Genomic DNA, 22,381 nt, shown 5'->3' on the forward strand with positions numbered 1-22,381 from the left:
AAGGACCCCGCCACCACCTGACCCCCCCCCGGGAGCCAACCCCGGAACCGATGCATTGACCCGGAGGGTGGGGCCAAATCAAAGCAGCACAGTGGGGCCAAATGGGCTTGTCATTCTCAGACGGCGCCCGAAGGCCTTCAAGCTCGCCGGCAACCCGCGGCTGTGCACCGCGATCGAGGGGTGGCTCGGTGACGGGTGGTCACCGCAGCTGATCGCCACGGTGCTGCGCCACGAGCCCGGGCGACCGAAGATGGACCGCGTGTGCCACAAGACGATCTACCAGGCGCTCTACGTCCAAGGCCGCGGCGGTCTGCGCCGTGAGCTGGCCAAATGTCTCTCGACCGGCCGCACCGCTCGCAAGCCCCGCGGCACCGTCGATGGGCGCGGGAAGTTGTACCGCGATGCGCTCAAGATCGTCGACCGCCCCGCCATTGTGGAGGACCGCGCGGTCCCGGGTCACTGGGAAGGCGACCTGGTCGTGGGGACCGCCAACGGGTCCGCGGTCGGGACCCTGGTCGAGCGCACCACCCGGTTCGTGATGCTGCTGCACCTACCCGGGCGCCACGACGCCGAGTCCGTGGCCGAGGCGATGATCAAGCAGATGGGCACCCTGCCCGAACAGCTGCGGCAGTCGCTGACCTGGGACCGCGGAGTCGAGATGGCCCGCTACCGCGACATCACCCTCAAGCTCGACATGCCGATCTACTTCTGCGACCCCCACTCGCCGTGGCAACGCGGATCGAACGAGAACACCAACCGGCTCCTGCGGCACTGGCTGACCAAAGGCACCGACCTGTCCCGGTTCACCGCCAAGGACCTCGACACCATCGCCGCCAAGCTCAACGCCCGACCCCGCCCTACCCTGGACCTGAAGACCCCAGCCCAAGCGCTGGCCGAACAGCTCGCCAACCCGGCAGCAGCATGAGCGTCGCTTAGACCGCTGGACACCGCCCAACCGTCACGTCGCGATTCCCTGCTCCGGCGTGATGGGAAGCCCGAGGCACCTGAGTCCCACCTCCGTGATCTTCCGGGCGGTGTCCGCCCGGGACCTGGTCGGTAGGGCGAGGTGGCTCACGGTGAGCCGCACCAGGGCTTCGGCGGCGTCAGACACCTCATCCGCCCGCAAACCGGCCACGTGAGAGGTGAGCCATCGGGCCAGGGAGCCGGAGGCGAGCTCCAACAGCTGCGCAGACGTGGTGAGGAGGGGGAGGATGCCCGTGGCGGGTGGTGGGGAATCGCGGTTGGAGATCAGGACCGCTCTGAGCAAGGGACTGTTCTCGGCTTCCTCCAGCACGAAGCCCACCGACGCCGCGAGGCCGCTTGAAGCGTCGGAGCCGTGATGCGCGAGCACGTTCTCGATGCCCTCGATGAATCGCGCCGCCTCCCTCAGGACGACGGCTTCTCCCAAACCGGGCTTGTCGCCGAACTCCTTGTACAGCAGTGCGCGCGAGACGCCGACCGCCTCGGCGATCTCGCCCATGCGCACCCGCTCCCAGCCCCGCTCAGCGATCAGGTCATGGGCAGTCTCCAGCACCGCTGCACGAACGTGCTCGCGGTAGCGCTCTCGCATGGAGGGGGACGACACGGTGGACAGAGTATCGACAATGTCCGACTTTGGACACGCGTTAGCTGGGCCGCGTGATGACATTCTCAGCGCGGTGCCTTAGGTTGAACAAAAGTCACTAGTTGTCTCCAGAAGGAAGCCTCATGGTCAACTCGAGCGACACCGAAGTGGTCGAGTACCCGCACCGACGCGGCGGGCACTGCGGCTCCGGAGCCATGCGGGACCTCCTGGAGTGGGCCGGACTCGGTTGGGAGGGCCCCCCTGACGAAGGCCTCGTCTTTGCCTTGAGCGGCGCCTTGGATCTCTCGTACGTCAGGGACGCGGCACTCATGCCGCCGGTGTACCTCGTCGGGCGGGGAGGCGACCTGGAGACGGACCTCCCGATGCGGCTGGGCGCCGAGGTCTCCGTGCATGCGACGGATGACCCACAGGAGGGCTGGGCGTGGGTGCGCGACGCCGTGCGCGAGGGCCGTCCCGCCTTGGTGTGGGCCGACATCGCGGAGCTTCCCTACCTCCGCGTACGCCTGCAGATGAGTCGCCACGACATCGTCGTCATCGGTTATGACGACGAGCAGCAGGTCGCGCACGTCGTCGACAACGACCGGGACGAGGTGCAGCTCGTGCCCTACTCGGCACTGGCCCGAGCCCGCTCCTCCCAGGGGTTCCCGGTCCCGACGCGTCACACCTACTTCGACATCGCCTGGCCCGACCGGCTGCCCGACCTGGCCGAGATCGCGCAGACGGCGTTCGCCCAGGCGGCGGAGGCGATGACCACCTCCACCGGCAGCTCTATCGTCACCGGGAGAGATTCGGCCGTCGGGGCCACCGGGCTGGCCGCCGTCGACCTCTTCGCCGAGGACCTCGCAGGATGGCCGGAGGTCTTCCCCGACGACATCCTGGACCTGGTCCTCCAAGGACTCAGCGCCTTCGTCGAGAAGGCCGGCACCGGCGGCGGGCTGTTTCGCCGACTGCTGTCCAGCGGCGCCGACGACATCGCGCGCCTGACCGGGGACGGGCGGGCGAACGAGGTTGCCGCCGCCGCGCACCTGTGCGCGGAGACATGGTCCCTGGTCGCATCGCTGGCCCGTCAGGACGGCCCAGCACGAGGGCGGGTGGAGCAGGCAGCTCGCGCGGCCGCCGTACTCCCCTCGCTCGAGCGGGACCTCGTCACCGCTCTCGAGATCGCAGGGGCGCGCCAGGACCTCCGGACCGGCGCCTGATGAGGGGCGAGCTCGACCCTCGGGAGGCCCTCGACCCGAGCCGGTTCGTCGACAGCAACCACCCCGAAGTCCGCGACTTCACCGAGTCCGTCGTGCGGGGTGTCCGCGATCCACGAGAGCGCATCGCGCTGCTGTTCGCGGCCGTACGCGACCGACTCCGATACGACCCCTACAGCGTCACCGCCGAGCCCCTGGACTACCACGCCAGCGCGATCCTCGACGGTGGCCCCACGTGGTGCGTGCCCAAGGCGGTGCTGCTCACCGCGAGCCTGCGCGCTGCGGGAATCCCGGCCGTACTCGGGTTCTCCGACGTGCGCAATCACCTCAACAGCGCGGCTCTGCTGGAGCTGATGGGCACCGATCTGTTCGTGTTCCACGGATGGAGCGCGGTGTATGTCGACGGCCAGTGGCGCAAGGGGTCGCCGGCCTTCAACTCCGAGCTGTGCCGTCGCTTTGGCGTACCCCCGTTGGAGTTCGACGGGTCGCGGGATGCGTTGCTCCACGCAGCCGACGGCGCCGGCCGACGTCACATGGAGTACGTCCGCGAACGAGGCATGTTCGCGGACCTGCCGTTCGACGAGCTCATGGCGACGCTGCTGGACACCTACGGTCCCGCCATGGTGCGCGGCTCCGACACCCCGCGCCCCCAGGATCCCCGCTTCCGGGCGTGAACGCCCAACTCACTGCGGCGGCGTGTCGGGTCCGCTCAGCTCGCACACCATCGCAGAGAGGGTGTCCTCGAGCCGCCGACGACCCACCTCGATGGCACGGGCCGACTCCAGGTCCCGCAGGTCGTCCAGCGGGACCGGAGGTCCGACGACTATGACGACACGCCGCCGCCACGCCCAGCGCAACTGCCAACTGTAGGCGGGCAGGATCTCCTGTGCCCCCCACTGGGCCACCGGCACGAGCGGTACCGATGCCTCCAGAGCGATCCGCACCGCCCCCGACTTCATCGTCATCGGCAGACCATCCTTCCGCTTGGTGATGGAACCCTCGGGGTACACCAAGAGGAGCCGCCCGTGGCGCGCCGCGCGGACCGCGTCGTCGTACCCCGCGCGGCCGGCGGCGCGGTCGACCGAGACGTGGCCGGCGGCACGGAACCACCTGCCCACGACCGGCTTGTTGAAGAGGCTGTCCTTGGCCAAGAACCGCGGCACCCGCCCCTCAGCCAGGACCATCTCCGCGACCAGCAACGGGTCGAGGTGCGAGACGTGGTTGGCGGCCAGCACCGCTCCGCCCACCCGGGGGATGCCCGCGACCCCGCGCCAGTCCGGGCGACGCAGCACCACCAGGACTGGCTTGCAGACCGCCACCGCCAGCCACCAAGCGAGGCCACGTCGGTCATTATGGATCGGGCGGCGCTGGAGGGTAGAGGTCGTTCGCATCTCAGCCATTGTAGACATCAATGGCCGTTTCGTCTCTCGCGAGGACAAACATGTAAGGATGTTTCGATGCCACTGTGGTTTTGGATTCCGAGGAGCCCCCGATGAGTGATGCGCTAGTAGGCGGTCACGACACCGAGCCCCCTACCCCGAGCCACGAGATGCGTCTCGACGAGGGCACGGCGTCGACGCTGGATGCATGGATCCGGTCCATGTCGCGGCCCGCACCGACGACGGTGGGCCGCCTGCCCTCCCACTCCCCCACCTGCGCGGGATGCGGCAAGGACAATCCCGCCGGACTCGCCCTAGAGGTCGACGCCACCGAGCACGGCGTGAGCGCGGTGCACCGCTTCGACGATCGCCAGGAGGGAGCACCGGGGATCACTCACGGCGGCCTGGTCGCCGCCGCCTTCGACGACCTGTTCGGATTCCTCCTCTACCGCGTCGGCGAGCTCGCCGTGACGAGGTCGCTGACCGTGGAGTACCTCCGTCCGGTGCTGCTGGGGGTGAGTTACGAGTTCACCGCGCATATCCGGGACCGGGCAGGACGGCGGCTCCACGTGAACGCTGCAGCCGCGGACGAGAGCGGCCGGCAGGTCGCGATAGCGCACGCCACGTTCGTCATCGTTGACGTCGAGCACTTCGAACAGGGCAGTCCCGCGAGGCGCTCCTGACTCACTCGCCGACGAAGGGCTCCAGCTCAACCGCCAGGTCGAGGTGGATGTCGTGGGCGGCTAAGGCGTCCTGCAGCACCAGGGTGACGTGGCGCGAGAGACGCCGCACCATCACGTCCAGGGTCTCGTCGCGCTGGTCGAGCCACCAGATGACCGTGGCGTCGACCATCCCCATCACGCCAACCAGGATGCCCTCAGGGAACGACTCGCCCCCCGATTTGGTGTACCCCCGTGCCGCGACGGCGATCTCGTCCAGCAGACGCGAACGACCCATCCGAGAGCGGTGCATGGTCCGGCTCTGCCCCCGAGCCGCCAGGAAGCGGTAGAGATGGGGGTGGGCGTCCGCCCAAGTCGCGCAGGCGCGCACCAGCCCCTCGACGACCTGTCCGGGCGTGCCCCGCCGAGCCAGGTGCGGGCGGACCCGCTGGATGAGGTCCTGCGCGGCAAGGCGGACCACCTCGTTATCGAGGTCCTCGCGGCTGGCGAAGTAGCGGTAGACATGCGGCCTCGGGATCCCAGCCCGCTCGGCGATCAGTGCCGTGCCCGCGTCCGCGCCCGTCTCGTCGACGACCTGCAGAGCAGCGTTGGCCACGTGACGCCGCCGGCGGTCGCGGACCTCATCATCGCGGGAAGACCGGCGCCGCACCGTCGAATCCACCCATCGCCCTACCTCGACCACAGACCGCAGCCTACGCCCGGGGCGCCGAGGGGCCGGACCTGACCAGGTCGGGCTGCGCTCAATGGGACACCTTGTACCCAGCACCATCGCCATGGTCGAATGGGTACATCCTGTACCCGATTCGCTGGAGGCTCCCCGTGATCACTCGCCGCTCCCCCTGGATGGACGACGACCTCGACGACGTCCGTGACCTTGCACGCACGTTCTGCGAGAAGGAGATCAAGCCACACATCGAGACCTTCATCGCCGACAAGCACGTCGACAGGCAACTGTGGAACAGCGCTGGTGACGTCGGTCTGCTCTGCCTGTCGATCCCCGAGGAGTACGGCGGCGGCGGTGGCACCTTCGCCCACGAGGCCATCTTGATCGAGGAGCAGGCACGGGTCGGCGACAGCTCTTGGGGAGCGTCCCTGCACAACGGGATCGTCGCCCACTACCTGCTCGCATACGGCACCGAGGAGCAGAAGCAGCACTGGCTGCCCAAGATGGCGTCCGGCGAGGTCGTCGGAGCGATCGCGATGACCGAGCCCGGGACCGGCTCGGACCTGCAGAACATCAAGACCAAGGCGGTGCGCGAGGGTGACGACTACCTTGTCAGCGGCTCAAAGACCTTCATCACCAACGGCTCGCAGGCCGACCTGGTGCTCACCGTGGTCAAGACCGATCCCGACGACCGCGCCGCCGGTATCTCGCTGATGCTCGTCCCCACCAGCGCGGAGGGTTTCTCCCGCGGTCGGGTGCTGGACAAGATCGGGATGAAGGGACAGGACACCTCGGAGCTCTTCTTCGACAACGTTCGTGTCCCGGTCACCAACCTGCTTGGCCTCACCGAGGGCCAGGGCTTCCTACAGCTCATGCAGCAGCTCCCCCAGGAGCGGCTGCTCGTAGGGGTCTCGAACGTCGCAGCCATGGAGTTCTGCCTGGCCGAGACGATGACCTACGTGCATGACCGGAGCGCCTTCGGTCGGCCGATCTGGGGGTTCCAGAACACGAAGTTCAAGATGGCGGAAGTTGCCACCGAGGCTCGCGTCGCACGGTCCTTCGTCGACGAGTGCATCCAGCTCCACCTCGCCGGGGGTCTGGACATCCCCACCGCTGCCATGGTGAAACTGTGGTGCTCGGAGCGGGCGCAGCGCGTCGCCGACACCTGCCTCCAGCTGCACGGCGGCTACGGGTACATGAACGAGTACCCGATCGCCCGCATCTGGGCCGACATGCGCGTCTCGCAGATCTACGCCGGCACCTCCGAGATCATGAAGGAGATCATCAGCCGGTCCCTGTGAGGACTGGCCCCGCTCCGGCGGCACCGCCGGAGCGGCAGCCGGCGGGCCGGGTGTTGTGCGCCGAGCCCCGCCGGGGGCCTCAGCGTTGGACGAGAGCACAAGACGCCGACTCCGCCGACGTGACAGCCTCGACAGTCATCGTCTGAAAGGAGTGACATGAACCAGCGAGTCGACTTCTTCTACCGGGTGTGCCATCCGCGTCGCCGCTCCCCGCGTCGGGGGTGACCCACATGGGTCTTGCAGCCGTCGGCGCTTGCTGCCCGATCCCTTCGGCTTCACTCTGCTCTCGTAGGCGGAAGCCTTACTGCACGCAGATCCGTCAGATCGGCGGACCTTCCGCTCTCGTGCGCCGCTCATGTCGCCCCCTCACGAAAAGGTTCCACATCCCATGACCTCGACCCACTACGACGTGCTGATCATCGGCTCCGGCTTCGGCGGCTCGGTAACCGCCATGCGTTTGGCGGAGAAGGGATACCGCGTCGGGGTGCTCGAAGCGGGCAAGCGCTACGACACCGACGACCTGCCCGCCTCGTCTTGGGACACCCGTCGGTTCATCTGGGCGCCACGGCTCGGCTGCTTCGGCATTCAGCGTATCCACCTGCTGCGCGACGTCGTCATCTTGGCGGGCGCCGGGGTCGGTGGAGGGTCGCTCAACTACGCGAACACCCTTTACCAACCCCCTGCCCCGTTCTTCAACGATCCACAGTGGGCGCATATCACCGACTGGCACGCCGAGCTGGACCCGCACTACCGGACGGCACGGCAGATGCTGGGTGTCACGCAGAACCCCCACGTGACGCCTTCGGACGAGGTGCTACGCGAGGTCGCGCGCGACATGGGTGTGGAGCACACCTTCACGCTCACCCCCGTAGGCGTCTTCTTCGGAGAGCCCGGCAAAGAGGTGCCCGACCCGTTCTTCGGCGGGGCGGGGCCGCGCCGCACCGGCTGCACCCAGTGCGGGTCGTGCATGACCGGGTGCCGGGTCGGGGCGAAGAACACCCTGGACAAGAACTACCTGTACTTCGCGGAGAAGCTCGGGGCTGAACTACATCCCCTGACCACCGTGGTCGACGTGCGCCCGCGCAGGGGAAGCGGGTACGTCGTCGACGCCGTCCGCACCGGCAGGTCCGTGCGCCGGCGCCGCAACCGGCAGTCATTCACGGCCAACCAGGTCGTCTTCGCAGCGGGCACCTACAACACCCAAAAGCTGCTCCACCGACTCAAGGCCACTGGCTCCCTGCCGAACATCTCCGACCGGCTAGGCACGCTGACCCGCACCAACTCCGAATCAATCCTCGGGGCGAAGTCCCGCGATCCATCCAGCGACTTCACGCGTGGCGTGGCCATCACATCCTCGATCCACCCCGATGAGTTCACCCACATCGAGCCGGTTCGCTACGGCAAAGGCAGCAATGCCATGTCCCTGCTTCAGACCGCCCTCACCGATGGGGACGGCCGCGGCCCCCGGTGGTGGCGCTGGCTGCGAACGATCGCCACCCAGCCCTCGCACCTGACCTGGTTCAGTCCACGACGGTGGTCGGAGCGGACGGTGATCCTGCTGGTGATGCAGACGCTGGACAACTCCATCACGGTGCGGTCGAAGAGGAACCTCCTCGGTCGCCACACGATCACCTCGGGACCCGGCCACGGAGCACCCAACCCCACCTGGATCCCCGTGGGCAACGAGGCCACCCGTCGCGTCGCCGAAAAGATCAACGGCGTGGCCGGCGGATCCACGGGGGAGATCGCCAACATCCCGATGACCGCTCACTTCATCGGCGGGTGCGCCATCGGGGACACCCCGGACACGGGGGTCATCGACCCCTACCACCGCCTCTACGGCCACGACGGGATCTTCGTCGTCGACGGCTCCAGCATCTCGGCGAACCTGGGCGTCAACCCCTCGCTGACGATCACCGCGCAGGCTGAGCGGGCCGCCTCCTTGTGGCCCAATAAGGGCCAGCCGGACGAACGTCCCCCGCTGGGCGCCGACTACCAGCAGCTGTCCCCCATCAAGGCCGGGCGGCCGGCCTTCACTCACCTGGCAGCATCCCTCACCGAGGGAGACCAGAACCGGAGTTAGGCCGGGGGCTGGAGACGACCACGAGCGGCGTGGCTCGCGGTCGTCCCGGATGGCTGCGTGACGCGAGATTACGCCGGTGGCATCAGCTGCGACCGATCCGCTCCACGTAGGCCTGACGCGCCGCGGCATCTACGCGGTCGAGGAAGACGGTGTCGGTCCCGAGCATCGCCCCGAGCTGGGTTGCGACCCGGTCGGGAACGAACTTCATCGCCGCCACCATCGTCCCCGCGACACGTGTAACTCGCACGAAAGGTCGCGGGCGTTCGATGAGGTCGGCGGTAGCGCGCACGATCTCCTGCGGCTCCGCGTTGCGCATGCCCTTCGCCCCGCTCGTCCCCGAGACCAGCTCAGTGTTGGTGAAGGTCGGACGCACCGTGGACAGCGTGATGCCCGACCTGCGGTACTCCTGCCGGGCGGCCTCTGTGAACCCGATGACTGCGAACTTGGTGCCACAGTAGGTCGCGAGCCCCGGGACCGGGAGCTCCCCGGCCAATGAGGCAGTATTGATGATGTGGCCGTGGCGCCGGGGCAGCATCCGCTGCAGGGCGATCTTGGTACCGAAGATGACTCCCAGCACGTTGATCTCCACCTGCCGACGGGTGACCTCGTCGGCCTCCTCGTGCACGTGCCCCGTCGGCATGACGCCCGCGTTGTTGATGAAGACGTCGACGGACCCCAGCGCCTCCTCGGTCACGTCGAGGAACGATTCGATGGACGCCGGGTCGGTCACATCAAGACGCACCGCGACGTCGAGGCCCAGCTCCTCGGCGGCCACCTTGAGCTGGCGCTCGTCGATGTCGCCGATAGCCACCCGGTGTCCGCGCCGGATGAGCTCTTCTGCGGTGTGGTAGCCGATTCCCCGGGCACCCCCGGTGATGGCGACCACTCGTCGCGCGTTCGTTGTCGTCATGGCTGCTGTTCCTTTCAAAGCCCGAGTCGCTGGCGCAGGCCACGGCCGGCGGCCAGGCGCAGCACTCGGGCGGCGATTGCCGTACGCCGTGCGGAGTACGGGTACCAGGTGAGTTCCTTAGTGGTCAGCGGGAACCTCGGCTCGGTGATGGCCTGGACCCGGCAGTACTTGCGCAGACCCTGCGCGCCGCCGAGGCGTGCTCCCAGGCCCGAGGACTTCCAGCCACTGTGGGGTAGCTCCACAGCGAAGAGGTTGCTGAAGACGTCGTTGATGTTGACTGCGCCGACCTCGAGCTGGCCGGCGATACGGCGACCGCGGGCGACGTCACGTGTCCACACGGTCGCCGAGAGCCCGTACTCGGAATCGTTGGCCAGGGCCACGGCCTCGGCCTCGTCGGAGACTCGCATGACAGGCAGCGTCGGCCCGAAGGTCTCCTCGGTCATGCACGTCATGTTGTGATCGACGTCGACGAGGAGCGTGGGAGCGAAGAAGTTCCCCTCCTTGCCCCTCGCCCCGCCCACGAGCACGCGTGCGCCGGACTGCTCGGCCTCCCGTACGTGCCGCTCGACCGTGTCGACCTGCCCGAGGGTCACCATGGCACCGACGTCGTCGCGGGCCCGAGACCCCTGCTTCAACGATTCGAGCGCCGCGGACACCTTCTCGACGAACCGGTCGTAGACCTCGTCCACTACGTAGACCCGCTCGACCGAGATGCAGACCTGACCGGAGTTGAAGATCCCGCCCCAGACGATCCCGTGTGCGGCCCGATCCAGGTCGGCGTCCTCGAGCACGATGGCTGCGTCCTTGCCTCCCAGCTCCAGGCTGACCGGCTTGAGCAGCTCGGCGCAACGCGTGGCCACCCGGCGGCCGGTCGACGTCGAGCCGGTGAACTGGACGAAGTCGACGGCCTCTACGACGGCTTCACCGGTCTCCCCTGCCCCGGCGACGTGTCGCAGGACCGGCGGGGCCCCGATCTCCTGCCACCCCTCGATGACGCGCGCGCAGGTCAGCGGGGTCATCTCCGAGGACTTGGTGAGCACCGCACACCCTGCTGCGAGCGCGGGCGCTGCGTCCATCAGGAACAGAGTGATCGGGAAGTTCCACGGGATGATCAGTCCGACCAACGGGTAGGGTCGATAACTGCGGGTCAATCGCTTCGGGAGGCTGAGCAACCCACCTGCCCCGACTCGTTCAGGGGCGAGGAACTCCTTGGCATGATCGGCGTAGAAGGAGATGAATTCGCACGAGCCGGTCGTCTCCACCAGGGCATCCGGGCGGACCTTGCCGGTCTCTGCGACGAGCAGGTCGGTGAGCTCGTCGGTGTGGTCGAGGATCCATCCGCGCCACTTGCGAAGCCACGAGGCGCGCGCCGCGGGACCGATGTCGTGCCACGCGACTTGTGCCTCACGCAGTTCCAGGGCCGCGGAGCGCACGCGGTCGCCGTCGACGATCGGAATCGATCGGAGTGCACGGCCGTCGGCGGGGCGGCGGATCTCCAGGGTGGAGACCGAAGGGGGGTTCATGAGCATTCCTCTAGGTCGGTGACGGTGTCTGGAAAGGCCTGGTTCGCTGTGCTGTCACACGACGGCGGGCGTAGGCCGACCGCCGGTGCGTCGAGTGGCCTCCGCTGGAGTGCGAGGGTCTGAGGCCGTCGCCACCTCGCTGCCGAAGGAGCCCGGCGGCGGGGTCACGCCGTGCTCGCGGCACCAGGCGCCCGGCTCGCGCTGGGAGCGCCGGGGGATGCCGTTGGAGGGCTCGAGTTGCATCGGGATCGGCGGCAACGGCGGCAGCTCCTGGCCGACCTCGGCCGCCAACTCGTCGGCGTCCTTCTCCTCCGACATGCCGATCGGGCCGACGCGCTGGGCGTTGAGGAACTGACGCACCACCGGCTCCTCCGAGGCCAGCAGCATCTCGCGCGGGCCGAACATCGCCAGGTGCTTGTGGTAGAGCAGGCCGATGTTGTCGGGCACCGTGCGCGCGGTGTTGATGTCGTGGGTGACGATGAGGAACGTGGCGTCGATCTGGGCGTTGAGGTCGATGATCAGCTGGTTCAGGAACGCTGTGCGGACCGGGTCGAGGCCGGAGTCGGGCTCGTCGAAGAGCACGATCTCGGGGTCCAGCACCAGCGCTCGGGCCAGGCCGGCACGCTTGCGCATGCCGCCGGAGATCTCGCCGGGCAGCTTGTCCTCGGTCCCCAGCAGACCGGTCAGGTCCAGCTTCTCCATCACGATGGCGCGGATCTCCGACTCCGACTTCTTGGTGTGCTCACGCAGCGGGAAGGCGATGTTGTCGTAGAGGTTCATCGAGCCGAACATCGCACCGTCCTGGAACAGCACCCCGAACAGCTTGCGGATCTCGTAGAGCTCCTTCTCCGAGCACGTGGCCAGGTCGGTGCCCTCGATGATGATCGAGCCCTGGTCGGGCTTCAGCAGCCCGATGATGGTCTTGAGCAGCACCGACTTGCCGGTGCCGGAGGGACCCAGCATCACGCTGATCTCCCCAGCCGGGATCGTCAGCGAGACATCCCCCCAGATCAGCTGCTTGCCGAAAGACTTGCTCAGGTGCTCGACCTTGATCTCCACGCCCATGTCAGCGTTCTCCCATCGTTTCGGTGGTGGTGACGACCACCGGAGTGGCCACCGTCATCGGGTGTCGAGTCCTGCGACCAACCAGGCGGAGCCCACCCGACGCATGGTGACTTCGACCCTGCTTCCGCTGACGACTGGATCGGGCGAGCTTCGGCTCGTGGTGGACTGGGTCAGGAAGACGAGCACCACGACCTCCTCGTCGCTGTCGACCGAGACGACCCCAGCAGCGTTGACGTTCGCCTCGGTGATGATCCGACGCTGCGTCGCCGCGGTGCGCACGACCTCGTCGATGAGGTCGCCGTACTCGTCGGTGAAGGCACCGGTCGTCTGGTCCAACGCCGTGTCAAGGTCCTCCTCGAGCGTGGCGTAGCGATAGCTCAGCAGCAGCGGCACGCGCTCGCGGACGGCGGCCACAGCGTCACGGGCGGCGGAGTCGCGGTCCTCAAGCTGGTCGACGCGCCAGGCGGCCGCGCCCGCTGCGGTCGCGACCACCACAGCCAGCACCACGAGAAGCAGCTCCACTCGACGACGCGGCGGGCGGCCGGCACCCGGGGCGAGGGACAGTGAGGGGGCATCCCTCGTATGTGCGCGCGAGGTCATGCGACGAACCTCAATGCCGAGACCAACCACGAGTCCTCGACGCGCTGCAGCTCCACCTCGAGGCGGTAACTCCGCGGCTCGGGTTGCCGAGCACTGCGGTTGTCAACCGTGCCACGCGCCGCCACGATCACCGTGGCCTCCTCGTCCTCCAGACTCACCACGCCGGCCGAGACGACCTCGCCGGTCGCCTCCACCTCGTTCTCCACGACCTCCTGACGCAGGCGGTCGGCCTGCTCACGCAGGTCGTCCTGGAAAGTCGCTGTGGCCCCCTCGATCAGCTCCTCGAGATCCTCGTCCGTCGTACGAGCACTGATGGTGATCAGACCCACCACCTCGTCCCCGGCTGCCTCCACCACATCGGCGCGCGCCTGCTCGCGCCGCTCAGCGTCACGCCAGGCGAGGCCCCGCTCGACCGCGAGTGCGAGCGCGGCGACCAGGACTGCGCTCAGTAAGGTCCTCACGACGGCGGTGCGCCGCCCGCGAGGCCTGGAGTCCGCTGAGGGCGTGAGCTCCGAACCGTCCCGCTCTTCAGTCATCGCACGCTCACCGGGCCGAGGACGAGCGCCTGCCATCCCTGCTCGGCCGGCAGCTCCATGGAGGCGTCGCCACCGACGGTCACGCCGCGGCTCAGGTCACGTCGGCCCGAAGGGCCGGCGCCCTCCGGCCAGACCCCCTTCCCGAAGTCCAAGCCGCACGAGGAGGGCAGGGGTCCGCGCCCGCCTCCCTGGGGGCAGGGCAGCAACCGGGCCCCGCGCACGGACTTGGGGTCCGCCTCGGGCACCGTGCAGTGGGCCAGGAGGTCGACGTCACGGAACTGCGCGACCGAGGGATCGCGACGTTCCGACGCCGCCAGGTAGCCCTGTGAGCAGGCCGGCGGGTTGTTCACGTTGGCGCGCAGGTCGAGGTTGACGTCACCGAACTCTGCGCGCGGGTTGATGGCGGACTGCAGCCGCGCGACGGTCACCGGGTAGTACACCAGACCCTCCTGGATCTGCGGCAGGTAGGTGTTGAGCACCTCAGCGTTGGTCGTGAGGTTGGTGACCAGCAGAGGGAGCGTCGGCTGGAGGTCGTTCACCAGCTCGGTGGCGGCTCGCAGCCCGGCCGGCCCCTGCGACAGCAGGGCGCGGAGGTCACGATCCCGCCCAGCGAGCTCGCTGGTGAAGGCCGCGAGGGACTGGGCATAGCTGAGGGTGGTCCCCCGCAGGGCTTGCTGGGTACCCAGGACCGGCTGGGCAGTCCTGATCAGGGACGTCGTGACAGCCAGTCGATTTTGCGCGGTGCGGAGGAGGCTGTCGGCGTTCTCGATCGTGCCGGCCAGGTCGGGACCGCTCCCGGCCAGACCCTGGTCGACCTGGTCGAGCACGCGACGGGTCCGCGCGCGGGGCACGGACGCGAGGAGGTCGTTGACGGACTCCAGCACCGGAGTGATCTGGGGCATCTCGACGGTCCGCTCCACCGGGATCACATCTCCCTCCCCCAACGAGGCGGAGTCCTCCCCGGCGTCCTCCCCGGGCGCGGGCACCAGGTCGACGTACTGCTCCCCGATGGCGGAGGTGCTGTGGAGCTCCGCGACCACGGTGGCCGGGATGTCATGCTCGTCGTCGATGCGCAGGTCAGCCACCGCGCCGCCGTCCCCCACCTCGAGGTCAGCCACTTCGCCGACCTGGACGCCTCGATAGGTGACGATGGCCTTCGGGTAGAGCCCGCTGGCGTCAGCGTATTCGGCGCGCACCTCGTACACGCCGACACCTAGCAGGGCCGGCACGCGGGCGTAGACCACCACGGCGAAGAACAGCGCCACGAGCGTGAGGACCGCGAAGATGCGGAGCTGTCGCTTGATCAGGGTCGTCAGGATCATCAGCAGTCACCCAGGAGTCCGAGCAGGCAGGCCCCGTCGCCCTCGCCGCGGCCATCGTCCGGTTCAACGGGGGGCTTCCCGTCGGCGCCCGACCCGCTGCCCCCCTCGGCGTCCTCGGCGCGCGGGCCTCCCTGACCACTGTTGCCGTTGCCTCCAGACTGCTGCAGGGGGTCAGTCAACGGATCCCCTGACTGGAGGGACGGGAGCTGACCAGTGCCGAGCAGCAGGTCGGCGAGGCTCTGGGCGCTGACGTCGATCGTGGCGAAGAGATTGGAGTAGTCGCCTCGAAGCGTCTTCTCCGTGGTCATGGCCGGGAAGGGGACCGTGATCGCGATCTTGAGCGCCTCGGGGAGTCGGGTCGCCGTCTTGCCGAGCTGACTGAGGATGGGCCCCAGGGAGTCGAGGTTGGCCAGGATCGCCTCCTGGCTGGCCTGGATCACACCGACAGCTCTCGTGCTGGCTCGCCCCGAGGTGGTGACGGCGTCCACCAGCCGCGCCCGCTCCTGCTCCAACGCCTCCAGACCCGGACCCACCTCGTCGATGGCCCGCGCGATGACCTCGCGGTCGTCGGCAAGGCCCCGACTCAGGCTCTCGAGCGACTCCAGCGTGTTGATGATCTCTCCCTTGGTGTCATCGAGCACTGTCAACAGCTCGTTGGACCGCGTGACGAGGTCGCGGGCGTCCAGCTGCCGCTCGTCCAGCGCCGTGGTCAGCTCGCTGGTGATGGTGCTGATCTGCGAGAGGCCGCCGTTGTTGAGCAGCAGGGCTACGCCGGCGAGGACCTGCTCGGTGCCCGGAGCCTGGCCCGTGCGAGACAAGGGCACCTCGTCCCCGTCACCGAGCAGTCCCACGGGCGAGGCGGCGGCATCGACGGGCGGGGAGTCGATGTCGACGTACTGCGCACCCAACAGCGTCTTCTGTCCGATGGTGAACCTGGCCCGGTCGCTGATCGGGACCGAGTCCAAGAGCCGGAGGTCGGCCACGGCGTGCCAGTCATCCACCCTGATGGCCGTCACCGTTCCCACGACGACGTCGTCCAGGAGCACCTGGGAGTTCGGGACGAGATTCTCCACGGCCTCGAAGCGCACGGTGACCCCGTAGCCGTCGGACCCGGTGGCCACCTGGCCGGGCAAGGTGTTCTCGTTCGGCTGGAGCGAGCATCCCGTGGCCAGGCAGGCGAGCAGCGTACCGGCGGCGGTCAGCCGCATGTGTGCGCCTCGTCGCCTGAGCATGGAGCGGGTCGTCATGGCGTGCCTCCGTTGGTGCCGGTGAGCAGACTTCCGAGGGTCTGCAAGAGGTCGATCTCGACGCCCGCCAGCCCGGGGATCGGGACGTCGTCACCGTCACCAGGCTCGCCCACGTTGATGCCCGGGACCAGGCCCTGGTCCAAGCTCTCCAGACCCAGAGCCTCGAGAATCGGACTGAGCACCTTGTCACACTGAGCTGCGGTGCCCCCCGCACCCAGGATCGCCCCGCACAGCAGCTGCGGAAGGCTGTCCAGCGCGCTGAGGGTGGCGCGCCCCTTCAGCGCGGATCCTTCGACGATGTTCGCCAGGTTGATGAGCGCGTTGGTGCCGATGTGGAGGGACCCCGCCAGCGCGTCCGAGCGGTCGGCCAGGGCTGCCGAGAGCAGGTTCACCCGGCGGACCGCGGTCGAGATGCCCGCTCGGTTGGTGTCGAGGAAGTCGCGCGTGGTCCGCAGCGTCGCCGAAAGATCGCGTAGCACCGCGGTCAGCGTCAACCGGTTGCGCTCGAGGACCTCACCTACGGCGTCGATCTCTTCGGCGAACCCACGCACGGCCTGGTCGTTCACTGCCAGGGCACGTGTGAAAGTGTCGAGGTTAGCCACGGTGGTGAAGAGGTCGGAGCTGGGGTCAGACAGGGCCGCGGTAGCGTTTCGCAGCCCCGCGATGGCTCGTCGCAGCTCCAGGGCGTTGCCATTCGCCAGGCTCCCGTCCAGCGCGATGACAGCACGCCCCAGGGCGCCGCGATCGGCACCTTCCTGGGGTCCGAGTGCGCCGGTCAGGTCGGTCAGCTGCTGCTTGACGTCGTCGAAGGTGACGGGGACCGCGGTGCGTTCAACGCTGATCTCAGCACCGTCCGACAGCTGCGGGCCCCCGACGTAGGCGGGTTCCAGCTGGACGAACCGCCCACTGACCAGACTGGGCGAGACAATGGCCGCCCGTGCGTCGGCCGGGATCGGCTGGTCATCCTCGATGATGAGCTCCACCTCGACACCCGTCTCCGACGGGGTGATCTGGCTGACGGTGCCCACTGGGACGCCCAGCACTCGTACGTCGTCTCCGACGTAGAGCCCCTCGGCACTGGTGAAGGTCGCGTTGATCGTCGTGTCACCGCCACGGATGAGCGTCGCGGTCGATACCACGAGCAGGCCCAGGACGAGGAGGACGGCGAGGCGGCGCACGAGGCCGCGTTTGGAGATGTCGGTCACGGCAGGATTCCAGACAGGATGGGCGCCAAGGTGGCAGGGTCGGTGAGGTTCTGGATGTAGGCGTCGAACCACGGACCGGTCGACGCGGCGTCGCCGAACGCAGTGGCGTAGCCCCGCAGGCCGACCAGGGTGTCCTGGATCGCCTTGCGGTTGCGGTTCAGGACCTCGACGATGCCGTTGAGCTGCCTCAGCGCGGGACCGATGACCTGGGTGTTCTCCTCCAGGACGCCCTGCAGCTGATCCGCGAGCATCTGGGCACTCTCCAGCAGCGCTTCGATGACACGCTGACGCGCGTCCAGCTCGGCGAAGAGCGATTCACCCGCGGTCAGCAGTGACGCGATCTCCTGGTCGCGATCGGCCAGGACGTCGGTGACCCGAGTGGCACGATCCAACAAGGTGGCCAGCTGCTCGTCGTTGGCAGCGATCGCACGGGAGATGTCGGTGATGCCGCGTAGGGCGGGGCCGACGGAGTCCCGCGAACCCTCGAGGACGCCCGAGGCCTGGTCGATGGCGCGCTGGAGGGCGGCCTTGTCGATCTCCCCGCTCTCGGTGGTGAGCCGATTGAGAGCGCTGGTGATGCTGTAGGGCGCATCGGTGCGCTCGACGGGGATCGTGTCCCCCGCCTCGAGTGCCCCGTCTCCGGCGGGCACGAGCTCGACCGCCGCACGCCCCAGGAGCGTGGTGGTGACGATGCGGGCCTCGGTCAGGTCGCCGAGCTCGACATCGGCGTCGGTGAGGACCAGGTCAGCCTCGACGACGCCGCCCTCGAGCACGACGTCGCGCACCTTGCCGACCTCGGCTCCGGAGACCATCACCGAGTCCCCCCCGCGCAGACCGCCCGCCTCAGCGAACCGGGCATGGATGACGTCGCTGTTGCCCACCAGGGGCAACCGGTTCAAGTTGAGGCTGGCCAGGACCACCAGCACGATCACCACCGTGCCCACAAGTCCGCGGCGAGCACGACCACGAAGCAAGCCATTCATGCCTGGCACCTCTCAGCATCGGAGTTGATCCAGGGCGTCAGGACCGGGGCACCGGCCACGACGTCGGTCTGGACCCGGACACCGCACAGGAAGAAGTTGAAGAAGTTGCCGTAGGAACCGGCGTTCTGCAGCTTGCGATAGTGACGGGGAAGCTGTTGCAGCACGGCGACCAGCTCCTCCTTCTCCAGGTTCAGACCGCGCGCCGCCACCGTCAGCGCACGCAGGTCGGGAGTGAGGTCGCCGCGGGCTCGGGCGAGCAGTCCCGATGCCTCACGGGCGAATCGATCGATCTTGTCGGCCGCGATCAGGATCTCGGTGTCCTGCTCGTCGAAGCGGGTCAGCACGATGTCGAGCGCGTCGATCACCTGCCCGAGCTCGTCGCGACGCCCATCCACGGTCTCCAGGACTTCGTTCAGGTTGCCGATCACCTGGGTGATCAGCTGCTCGCGCTGGGCGATCGCGGAGGTGAACGAGCCGACGCGGGTCGTCAACGTCTCGACGGCCGATTCCTGACCCTGCAGCACCTGCACCAGCTGCTGCGACAAATCGTTGACCTGGGCGGGGTTGAGGCCGGCGAACAGCGGCTTGAATCCGTTGAGCAGGGTGTCGAGGTCGAGCGCTGAGGCGGTGTTGGAGATCGAGATCATTCCTCCCGGTGACAGCTCGGCCGCACTGGCTCCGCCGGTCGTGGCCAGCTGAACGATCCGGTCGCCGATGAGGTTGCGGTACTCGATCGTGGCCGTGGTCGATTCGTCGAGGACGAGGGCGTCATCGACCTCGAAGGAGACGACGACCGTGCTGTCCGGCCGGACGTCGATGTCCGTCACCTCGCCAACCCTGACGCCCGCGGCCCGGACCTGGTCTCCCTGACGAAGACCCGACACGTCGGCGAAGGCGGCTCGGTAAGGCGCCGCTCCCCCGGAGCGGTACTCGCTGGTCACGGCACCCACCCAGAACGTCACGAGCGCGGCGACCACCAGGAAGGAGACGAGCCTGAGCAGATCGGCCCGCTCCCTGGCTCGCACTGGACTCGTCGCCACGTCAGCGACCCCCTATTCCCAGAATATCGAGCACGTCGGCGGAGCCAGGGGCTCCCTCGGATGACTGTGTGAACGGATTCACCCCGGTCGCGAAGGTCGGCTCATAGGTGAGCGACGCCTCCTCCGGCGTCACGTACGGCAGGCCGAAGCAGTTGGGACCCCGGTTCTCGCCCAGCAGCTTGAGGTCGGACGAGTACTGGTAGGGCTCCCGACCGCGGACCACGTGGGTGAAGGTGGTGATGCCCGGATTGGTGCCTCCCACCGCGAGCTCCGCGAGCTCGTTGCCCTGGGCCAGGCCCTCGATGAGACACGGCAGCTCCGGGGAGTACCGGGCCAGTGACCGGGTCACGGGATCGAGCAACCGCAAGGAGGTGCTGAGTCCCTGACCGCTGTCCCTCAACAGGGCATCGCCCTCGCTGCTGAAGGAGGTGAGGCTCAGCTCCAGGGCGCGCAGCGACGCCTGCTGCTCGACCACCGTCTCCAACGTCGTGGCCGCACCATCGAAGGTGGTGATGAGATCGTCCCGGGCCAGGTCGTACACCGCGGCCACGTCGTCGAGGCGCCGCAGGTCCTCGCTGAGGGCCGGGAGCGAGGGATTAAAGGACGTCAAGTAGTTATCGGTCAGGGTGATGAGCTCTCCCAGCATCTCACCACGCTGGTCCACAGTCCCCGCCACAGCGCTCAAGGCTTCGCTGACCTGGGCTGGGCGTGCAGCCTCGAGGACGGCGCTGAGATTGGTGAATGCCTCGTCCACTTCCACCGTGGTGACGCTCGCCGGGATGACGTCGCCGGCTTCGATCGACTCCGAGCTCGCTCCCTCCGGGACAGTCAGCTGGACGTACTTGGCACCGAATGCGGTCGGCGGCACGAGTTGCGCGGTGACGTCGCGTGGCACGGAGTCGGCCTGGTCCGGCTCCAGCTCGAGGGTGATCTCGGCACGGTCGCCGTCGATATCGACGTCGCTCACGGCGCCGACCTCGACGCCGTACAGCTTCACCGGCGCCCCCGGCGCCATGGTGATCCCAGCGCGGTCCGCCTCGACCACGACGTCGACGCTGGGCCGGAAGACCCCGTTGTACTGCATGAGCGTTCCCACGACGACCGCCGCCAGCAGGACGATGATGGTCAGGCCGGATAGGAACTGCCGGTCGATCCCTCGAGCTTGCACCATGGTCTTCACCCCGCGATGTGGACCGACGGCCCGCCCCAGACGGCGAGCGCGAAGATCAGGTCGACGAACATGGTGGCGATCAGCGCAGAGCGGACCGCCCGCCCCACCGCCTGACCCACTCCAGCCGGCCCTCCACTGGCACGGAACCCGTGGAAGCAGCACACGGACACGATGACCAGCGCCATGATCAGGACCTTGATGCCGGCCAGGAAGAGGTCCGTGGGCACGAGGAAGGTGTCGAAGTAGTGCTCGTAGGTGCCGGACGCCTGGCCGTAACCGACCGTCACCACGAGCTCGGTGGCCAGCCAGCAGGACATCAGGGCGATCGTGAACAACGGCACGACGGCGATCAAGCCGGCGATGATGCGGGTGGTGACGAGGTACGGGATGGGAGGCACAGCCATGACCTCGATCGCGTCGATCTCCTCGCTGACCCGCATCGCTCCGATCTGGGCGGTGAAACCGGCGCCGACCGTGGCGGTGAGCGCGATGCCGGAGATGATGGGGGCGACCTCACGGGTGTTGAAGTACGCCGAGAAGAAGCCCGACAGCGCGGAGACCCCGATGTTGTCGAAAGAGGTGTAGGCCTGCAGCCCCACCTCGATTCCGGATGCGGCCGTCAGGAAGCCGATGACCAGCACGGTGCCGCCGATCAGGGCCAGGGCACCCGAGCCGAGGGACACCTCGGCGAGCAGCCGGATGATCTCCTTGGGGTAGCTTCGGATCGCGCGCGGCATCGCACGATAGGCCGAGGTGTGGAAGCCGAGCTGGTCGCCAAGATTTCGAAGCCCCTGGGCCGGTCGACTCGCCACGTGGCCCAGGCGCAGCGCTCGCTGCCTCGGACGCGGCGTGCTGGCGTGGACCGCCATGTCAGGCTCCCAACTTGATCTGGAGGAAGATGGCGCTGATCACGCTGTTGGCGGCGAACAGCAGCATGAAGGCGAAGACGACGGTCTGGTTGACGGCGTCTCCAACGCCCTTGGGGCCGCCCTTGGCATTCAGCCCGAGGTAGCACGCGGTCAGACCGGCCAACATGCCGAAGACAGCGGCCTTGATCTCGGAGGTGATGAAGTCCGCGAGACCGACGAGCAGGGTCAGGTCGGAGACGTACAGACCGGGCGTGGCTCCCTGGAGGACAACCGAGAAGATGTAGCCCCCCACGATGCCGACGACGGTCACCACTCCGTTCAGCGCGACGCCGACCAGCATGGAGGCAAGGACGCGCGGAACGACGAGTCGCTGGATGGGATCGATGCCGAGGGTCACCATGGCATCGATCTCGTCCCGGATCTTGCGCGAGCCGAGGTCGGCGCAGATCGCGGTGGCACCGGCGCCGGCCACCACCAGAACACTCACGATGGGTCCGATCTCACGGACCACCGCCACGGCCGCGCCCGCTCCAGCCAGGTCGACGGCGCCGATCTGGATCAGCAACTGGTTGACCTGGAAGATGATCACGACGCAGAAGGGGATGGCGACCAGGATGGCTGGCGCGAAGGAGACGGTCGTGAGGAACCATGCCTGGGAGACGAACTCGCGGAACTGGAAGCGACGGGTGAACATCTGCTTGAAGACATTGCCGGTGAACGAATAGAAGTCGCCGAACGTGCTCAGCGCCTGGACGAACACGCTCGAACTCATGGCCTCGTTGGCCATCTTTCGCGAGCTCGGCGTCAAGCCGGACGGTCCGGGCCGCTGGACCGCGTCCCGGGGGGTAGTCGCCGTCACCATCGTGCGACGCGGCCCGGGATGCTCTCAGCCCACGAAGGGTCGTCGAGACCGTGGGGCGACTGATGTAAGCCCACCGAACAACACCCCCGCTGAACTGGTAACACTCGAACAGCCCTCGGCGACGCTTCTGTCGCGGCAGGTCCACCCCGCATCCCCATGC

The 22,381-nt window shown here is 68.1% G+C and carries 22 protein-coding genes; 6 read left to right on the top strand and 16 right to left on the bottom strand.

Features of this window, described 5'->3' with window-relative positions:
- The coding region (locus QWJ41_RS12035; protein WP_302708514.1) for an IS30 family transposase at positions 1–925 on the top strand (925 nt) is incomplete at its 5' end.
- A gap of 33 nt (positions 926–958) precedes the next feature.
- Here QWJ41_RS12035 and QWJ41_RS12040 read toward each other — a convergent pair.
- Positions 959–1,585, bottom strand: coding sequence for a TetR/AcrR family transcriptional regulator (locus QWJ41_RS12040; protein WP_234411075.1), 627 nt, complete (start codon positions 1,583–1,585; stop codon positions 959–961).
- Between the two features lie 122 nt (positions 1,586–1,707).
- Between QWJ41_RS12040 and QWJ41_RS12045 the strand changes: the two genes are divergently transcribed.
- Both QWJ41_RS12045 and QWJ41_RS12050 read left to right on the top strand, forming a co-directional pair.
- On the top strand, positions 1,708–2,784 hold the full coding sequence (locus QWJ41_RS12045; protein ID WP_301035333.1) for a BtrH N-terminal domain-containing protein: 1,077 nt from the start codon (positions 1,708–1,710) through the stop codon (positions 2,782–2,784).
- On the top strand, positions 2,784–3,455 hold the full coding sequence (locus tag QWJ41_RS12050; RefSeq protein ID WP_292605047.1) for a transglutaminase-like domain-containing protein: 672 nt from the start codon (positions 2,784–2,786) through the stop codon (positions 3,453–3,455). Before QWJ41_RS12045 ends, QWJ41_RS12050 begins: the two co-directional genes overlap by 1 nt.
- A gap of 9 nt (positions 3,456–3,464) precedes the next feature.
- Here QWJ41_RS12050 and QWJ41_RS12055 read toward each other — a convergent pair whose 3' ends face one another.
- A complete protein-coding gene (locus tag QWJ41_RS12055; protein ID WP_292605046.1) occupies positions 3,465–4,172 on the bottom strand; it encodes a lysophospholipid acyltransferase family protein in 708 nt (235 codons plus the stop codon).
- 158 nt (positions 4,173–4,330) lie between these two features.
- Between QWJ41_RS12055 and QWJ41_RS12060 the strand changes: the two genes are divergently transcribed.
- The gene (locus QWJ41_RS12060; protein ID WP_292605045.1) at positions 4,331–4,843 is read left to right on the top strand and encodes a PaaI family thioesterase; all 513 of its coding nucleotides are present in this window, start codon (positions 4,331–4,333) and stop codon (positions 4,841–4,843) included.
- Between the two features lies 1 nt (position 4,844).
- Here the strand turns inward: QWJ41_RS12060 and QWJ41_RS12065 are convergent, their stop codons facing one another.
- Positions 4,845–5,501, bottom strand: a complete 657-nt coding sequence (locus QWJ41_RS12065) for a TetR/AcrR family transcriptional regulator (RefSeq protein WP_302708523.1) — start codon at positions 5,499–5,501, stop codon at positions 4,845–4,847.
- Positions 5,502–5,659: 158 nt separating this feature from the next.
- On the opposite strand from QWJ41_RS12065, the gene QWJ41_RS12070 reads away from it, so the two are divergent.
- Complete coding sequence (locus QWJ41_RS12070; RefSeq protein ID WP_292605043.1) at positions 5,660–6,805, top strand: acyl-CoA dehydrogenase family protein; 1,146 nt, start codon at positions 5,660–5,662, stop codon at positions 6,803–6,805.
- Positions 6,806–7,193: 388 nt separating this feature from the next.
- Positions 7,194–8,888 carry a GMC oxidoreductase gene (locus tag QWJ41_RS12075; protein WP_301035325.1) on the top strand — a complete coding sequence of 565 codons (1,695 nt, stop codon included), beginning with the start codon at positions 7,194–7,196 and terminating at the stop codon, positions 8,886–8,888.
- Between the two features lie 82 nt (positions 8,889–8,970).
- On the opposite strand, the gene QWJ41_RS12080 is transcribed toward QWJ41_RS12075, so the two are convergent.
- The 13 genes from QWJ41_RS12080 to QWJ41_RS12140 all read right to left on the bottom strand — a co-directional run bounded on the left by QWJ41_RS12080 (position 8,971) and on the right by QWJ41_RS12140 (position 22,146).
- Positions 8,971–9,774, bottom strand: coding sequence for an SDR family oxidoreductase (locus QWJ41_RS12080; RefSeq protein WP_302708525.1), 804 nt, complete (start codon positions 9,772–9,774; stop codon positions 8,971–8,973).
- A gap of 38 nt (positions 9,775–9,812) precedes the next feature.
- Entirely contained in the window at positions 9,813–11,321 is a 1,509-nt protein-coding gene (locus QWJ41_RS12085) for an aldehyde dehydrogenase family protein (protein ID WP_292605040.1), read from the bottom strand.
- Between the two features lie 54 nt (positions 11,322–11,375).
- Entirely contained in the window at positions 11,376–12,386 is a 1,011-nt protein-coding gene (locus QWJ41_RS12090) for an ABC transporter ATP-binding protein (protein WP_292605039.1), read from the bottom strand.
- A 54-nt stretch (positions 12,387–12,440) separates the two neighbouring features.
- Entirely contained in the window at positions 12,441–12,908 is a 468-nt protein-coding gene (locus QWJ41_RS12095) for an Rv1363c family protein (protein WP_180923658.1), read from the bottom strand.
- Positions 12,909–12,982: 74 nt separating this feature from the next.
- Positions 12,983–13,522, bottom strand: a complete 540-nt coding sequence (locus QWJ41_RS12100; RefSeq protein ID WP_302708526.1) for an Rv1363c family protein — start codon at positions 13,520–13,522, stop codon at positions 12,983–12,985.
- Complete coding sequence (locus QWJ41_RS12105) at positions 13,519–14,844, bottom strand: MCE family protein (RefSeq protein ID WP_301036367.1); 1,326 nt, start codon at positions 14,842–14,844, stop codon at positions 13,519–13,521. The genes QWJ41_RS12100 and QWJ41_RS12105 overlap by 4 nt, the downstream gene beginning before the upstream one ends.
- On the bottom strand, positions 14,844–16,052 hold the full coding sequence (locus QWJ41_RS12110; protein WP_179616245.1) for an MCE family protein: 1,209 nt from the start codon (positions 16,050–16,052) through the stop codon (positions 14,844–14,846). The genes QWJ41_RS12105 and QWJ41_RS12110 overlap by 1 nt, the downstream gene beginning before the upstream one ends.
- A 35-nt stretch (positions 16,053–16,087) precedes the next feature.
- Positions 16,088–17,296, bottom strand: a complete 1,209-nt coding sequence (locus tag QWJ41_RS12115) for an MCE family protein (RefSeq protein ID WP_302708527.1) — start codon at positions 17,294–17,296, stop codon at positions 16,088–16,090.
- Entirely contained in the window at positions 17,293–18,279 is a 987-nt protein-coding gene (locus QWJ41_RS12120) for an MCE family protein (protein ID WP_301036369.1), read from the bottom strand. Before QWJ41_RS12120 ends, QWJ41_RS12115 begins: the two co-directional genes overlap by 4 nt.
- Positions 18,276–19,304, bottom strand: a complete 1,029-nt coding sequence (locus QWJ41_RS12125; protein ID WP_179616242.1) for an MCE family protein — start codon at positions 19,302–19,304, stop codon at positions 18,276–18,278. Before QWJ41_RS12125 ends, QWJ41_RS12120 begins: the two co-directional genes overlap by 4 nt.
- 16 nt (positions 19,305–19,320) lie before the next feature.
- Positions 19,321–20,490 carry an MCE family protein gene (locus QWJ41_RS12130; RefSeq protein ID WP_301035378.1) on the bottom strand — a complete coding sequence of 390 codons (1,170 nt, stop codon included), beginning with the start codon at positions 20,488–20,490 and terminating at the stop codon, positions 19,321–19,323.
- Positions 20,491–20,495: 5 nt separating this feature from the next.
- A complete protein-coding gene (locus tag QWJ41_RS12135; RefSeq protein WP_301035379.1) occupies positions 20,496–21,359 on the bottom strand; it encodes an ABC transporter permease in 864 nt (287 codons plus the stop codon).
- A 1-nt stretch (position 21,360) separates the two neighbouring features.
- Positions 21,361–22,146 (bottom strand): MlaE family ABC transporter permease, encoded by a 786-nt coding sequence (locus QWJ41_RS12140; RefSeq protein WP_179616239.1) that lies wholly within the window; start codon positions 22,144–22,146, stop codon positions 21,361–21,363.
- Positions 22,147–22,381 lie beyond the last annotated feature (235 nt).

It is taken from the genome of Nocardioides cremeus, assembly GCF_030518195.1.
GTDB classification, from domain to species: domain Bacteria; phylum Actinomycetota; class Actinomycetes; order Propionibacteriales; family Nocardioidaceae; genus Nocardioides; species Nocardioides cremeus.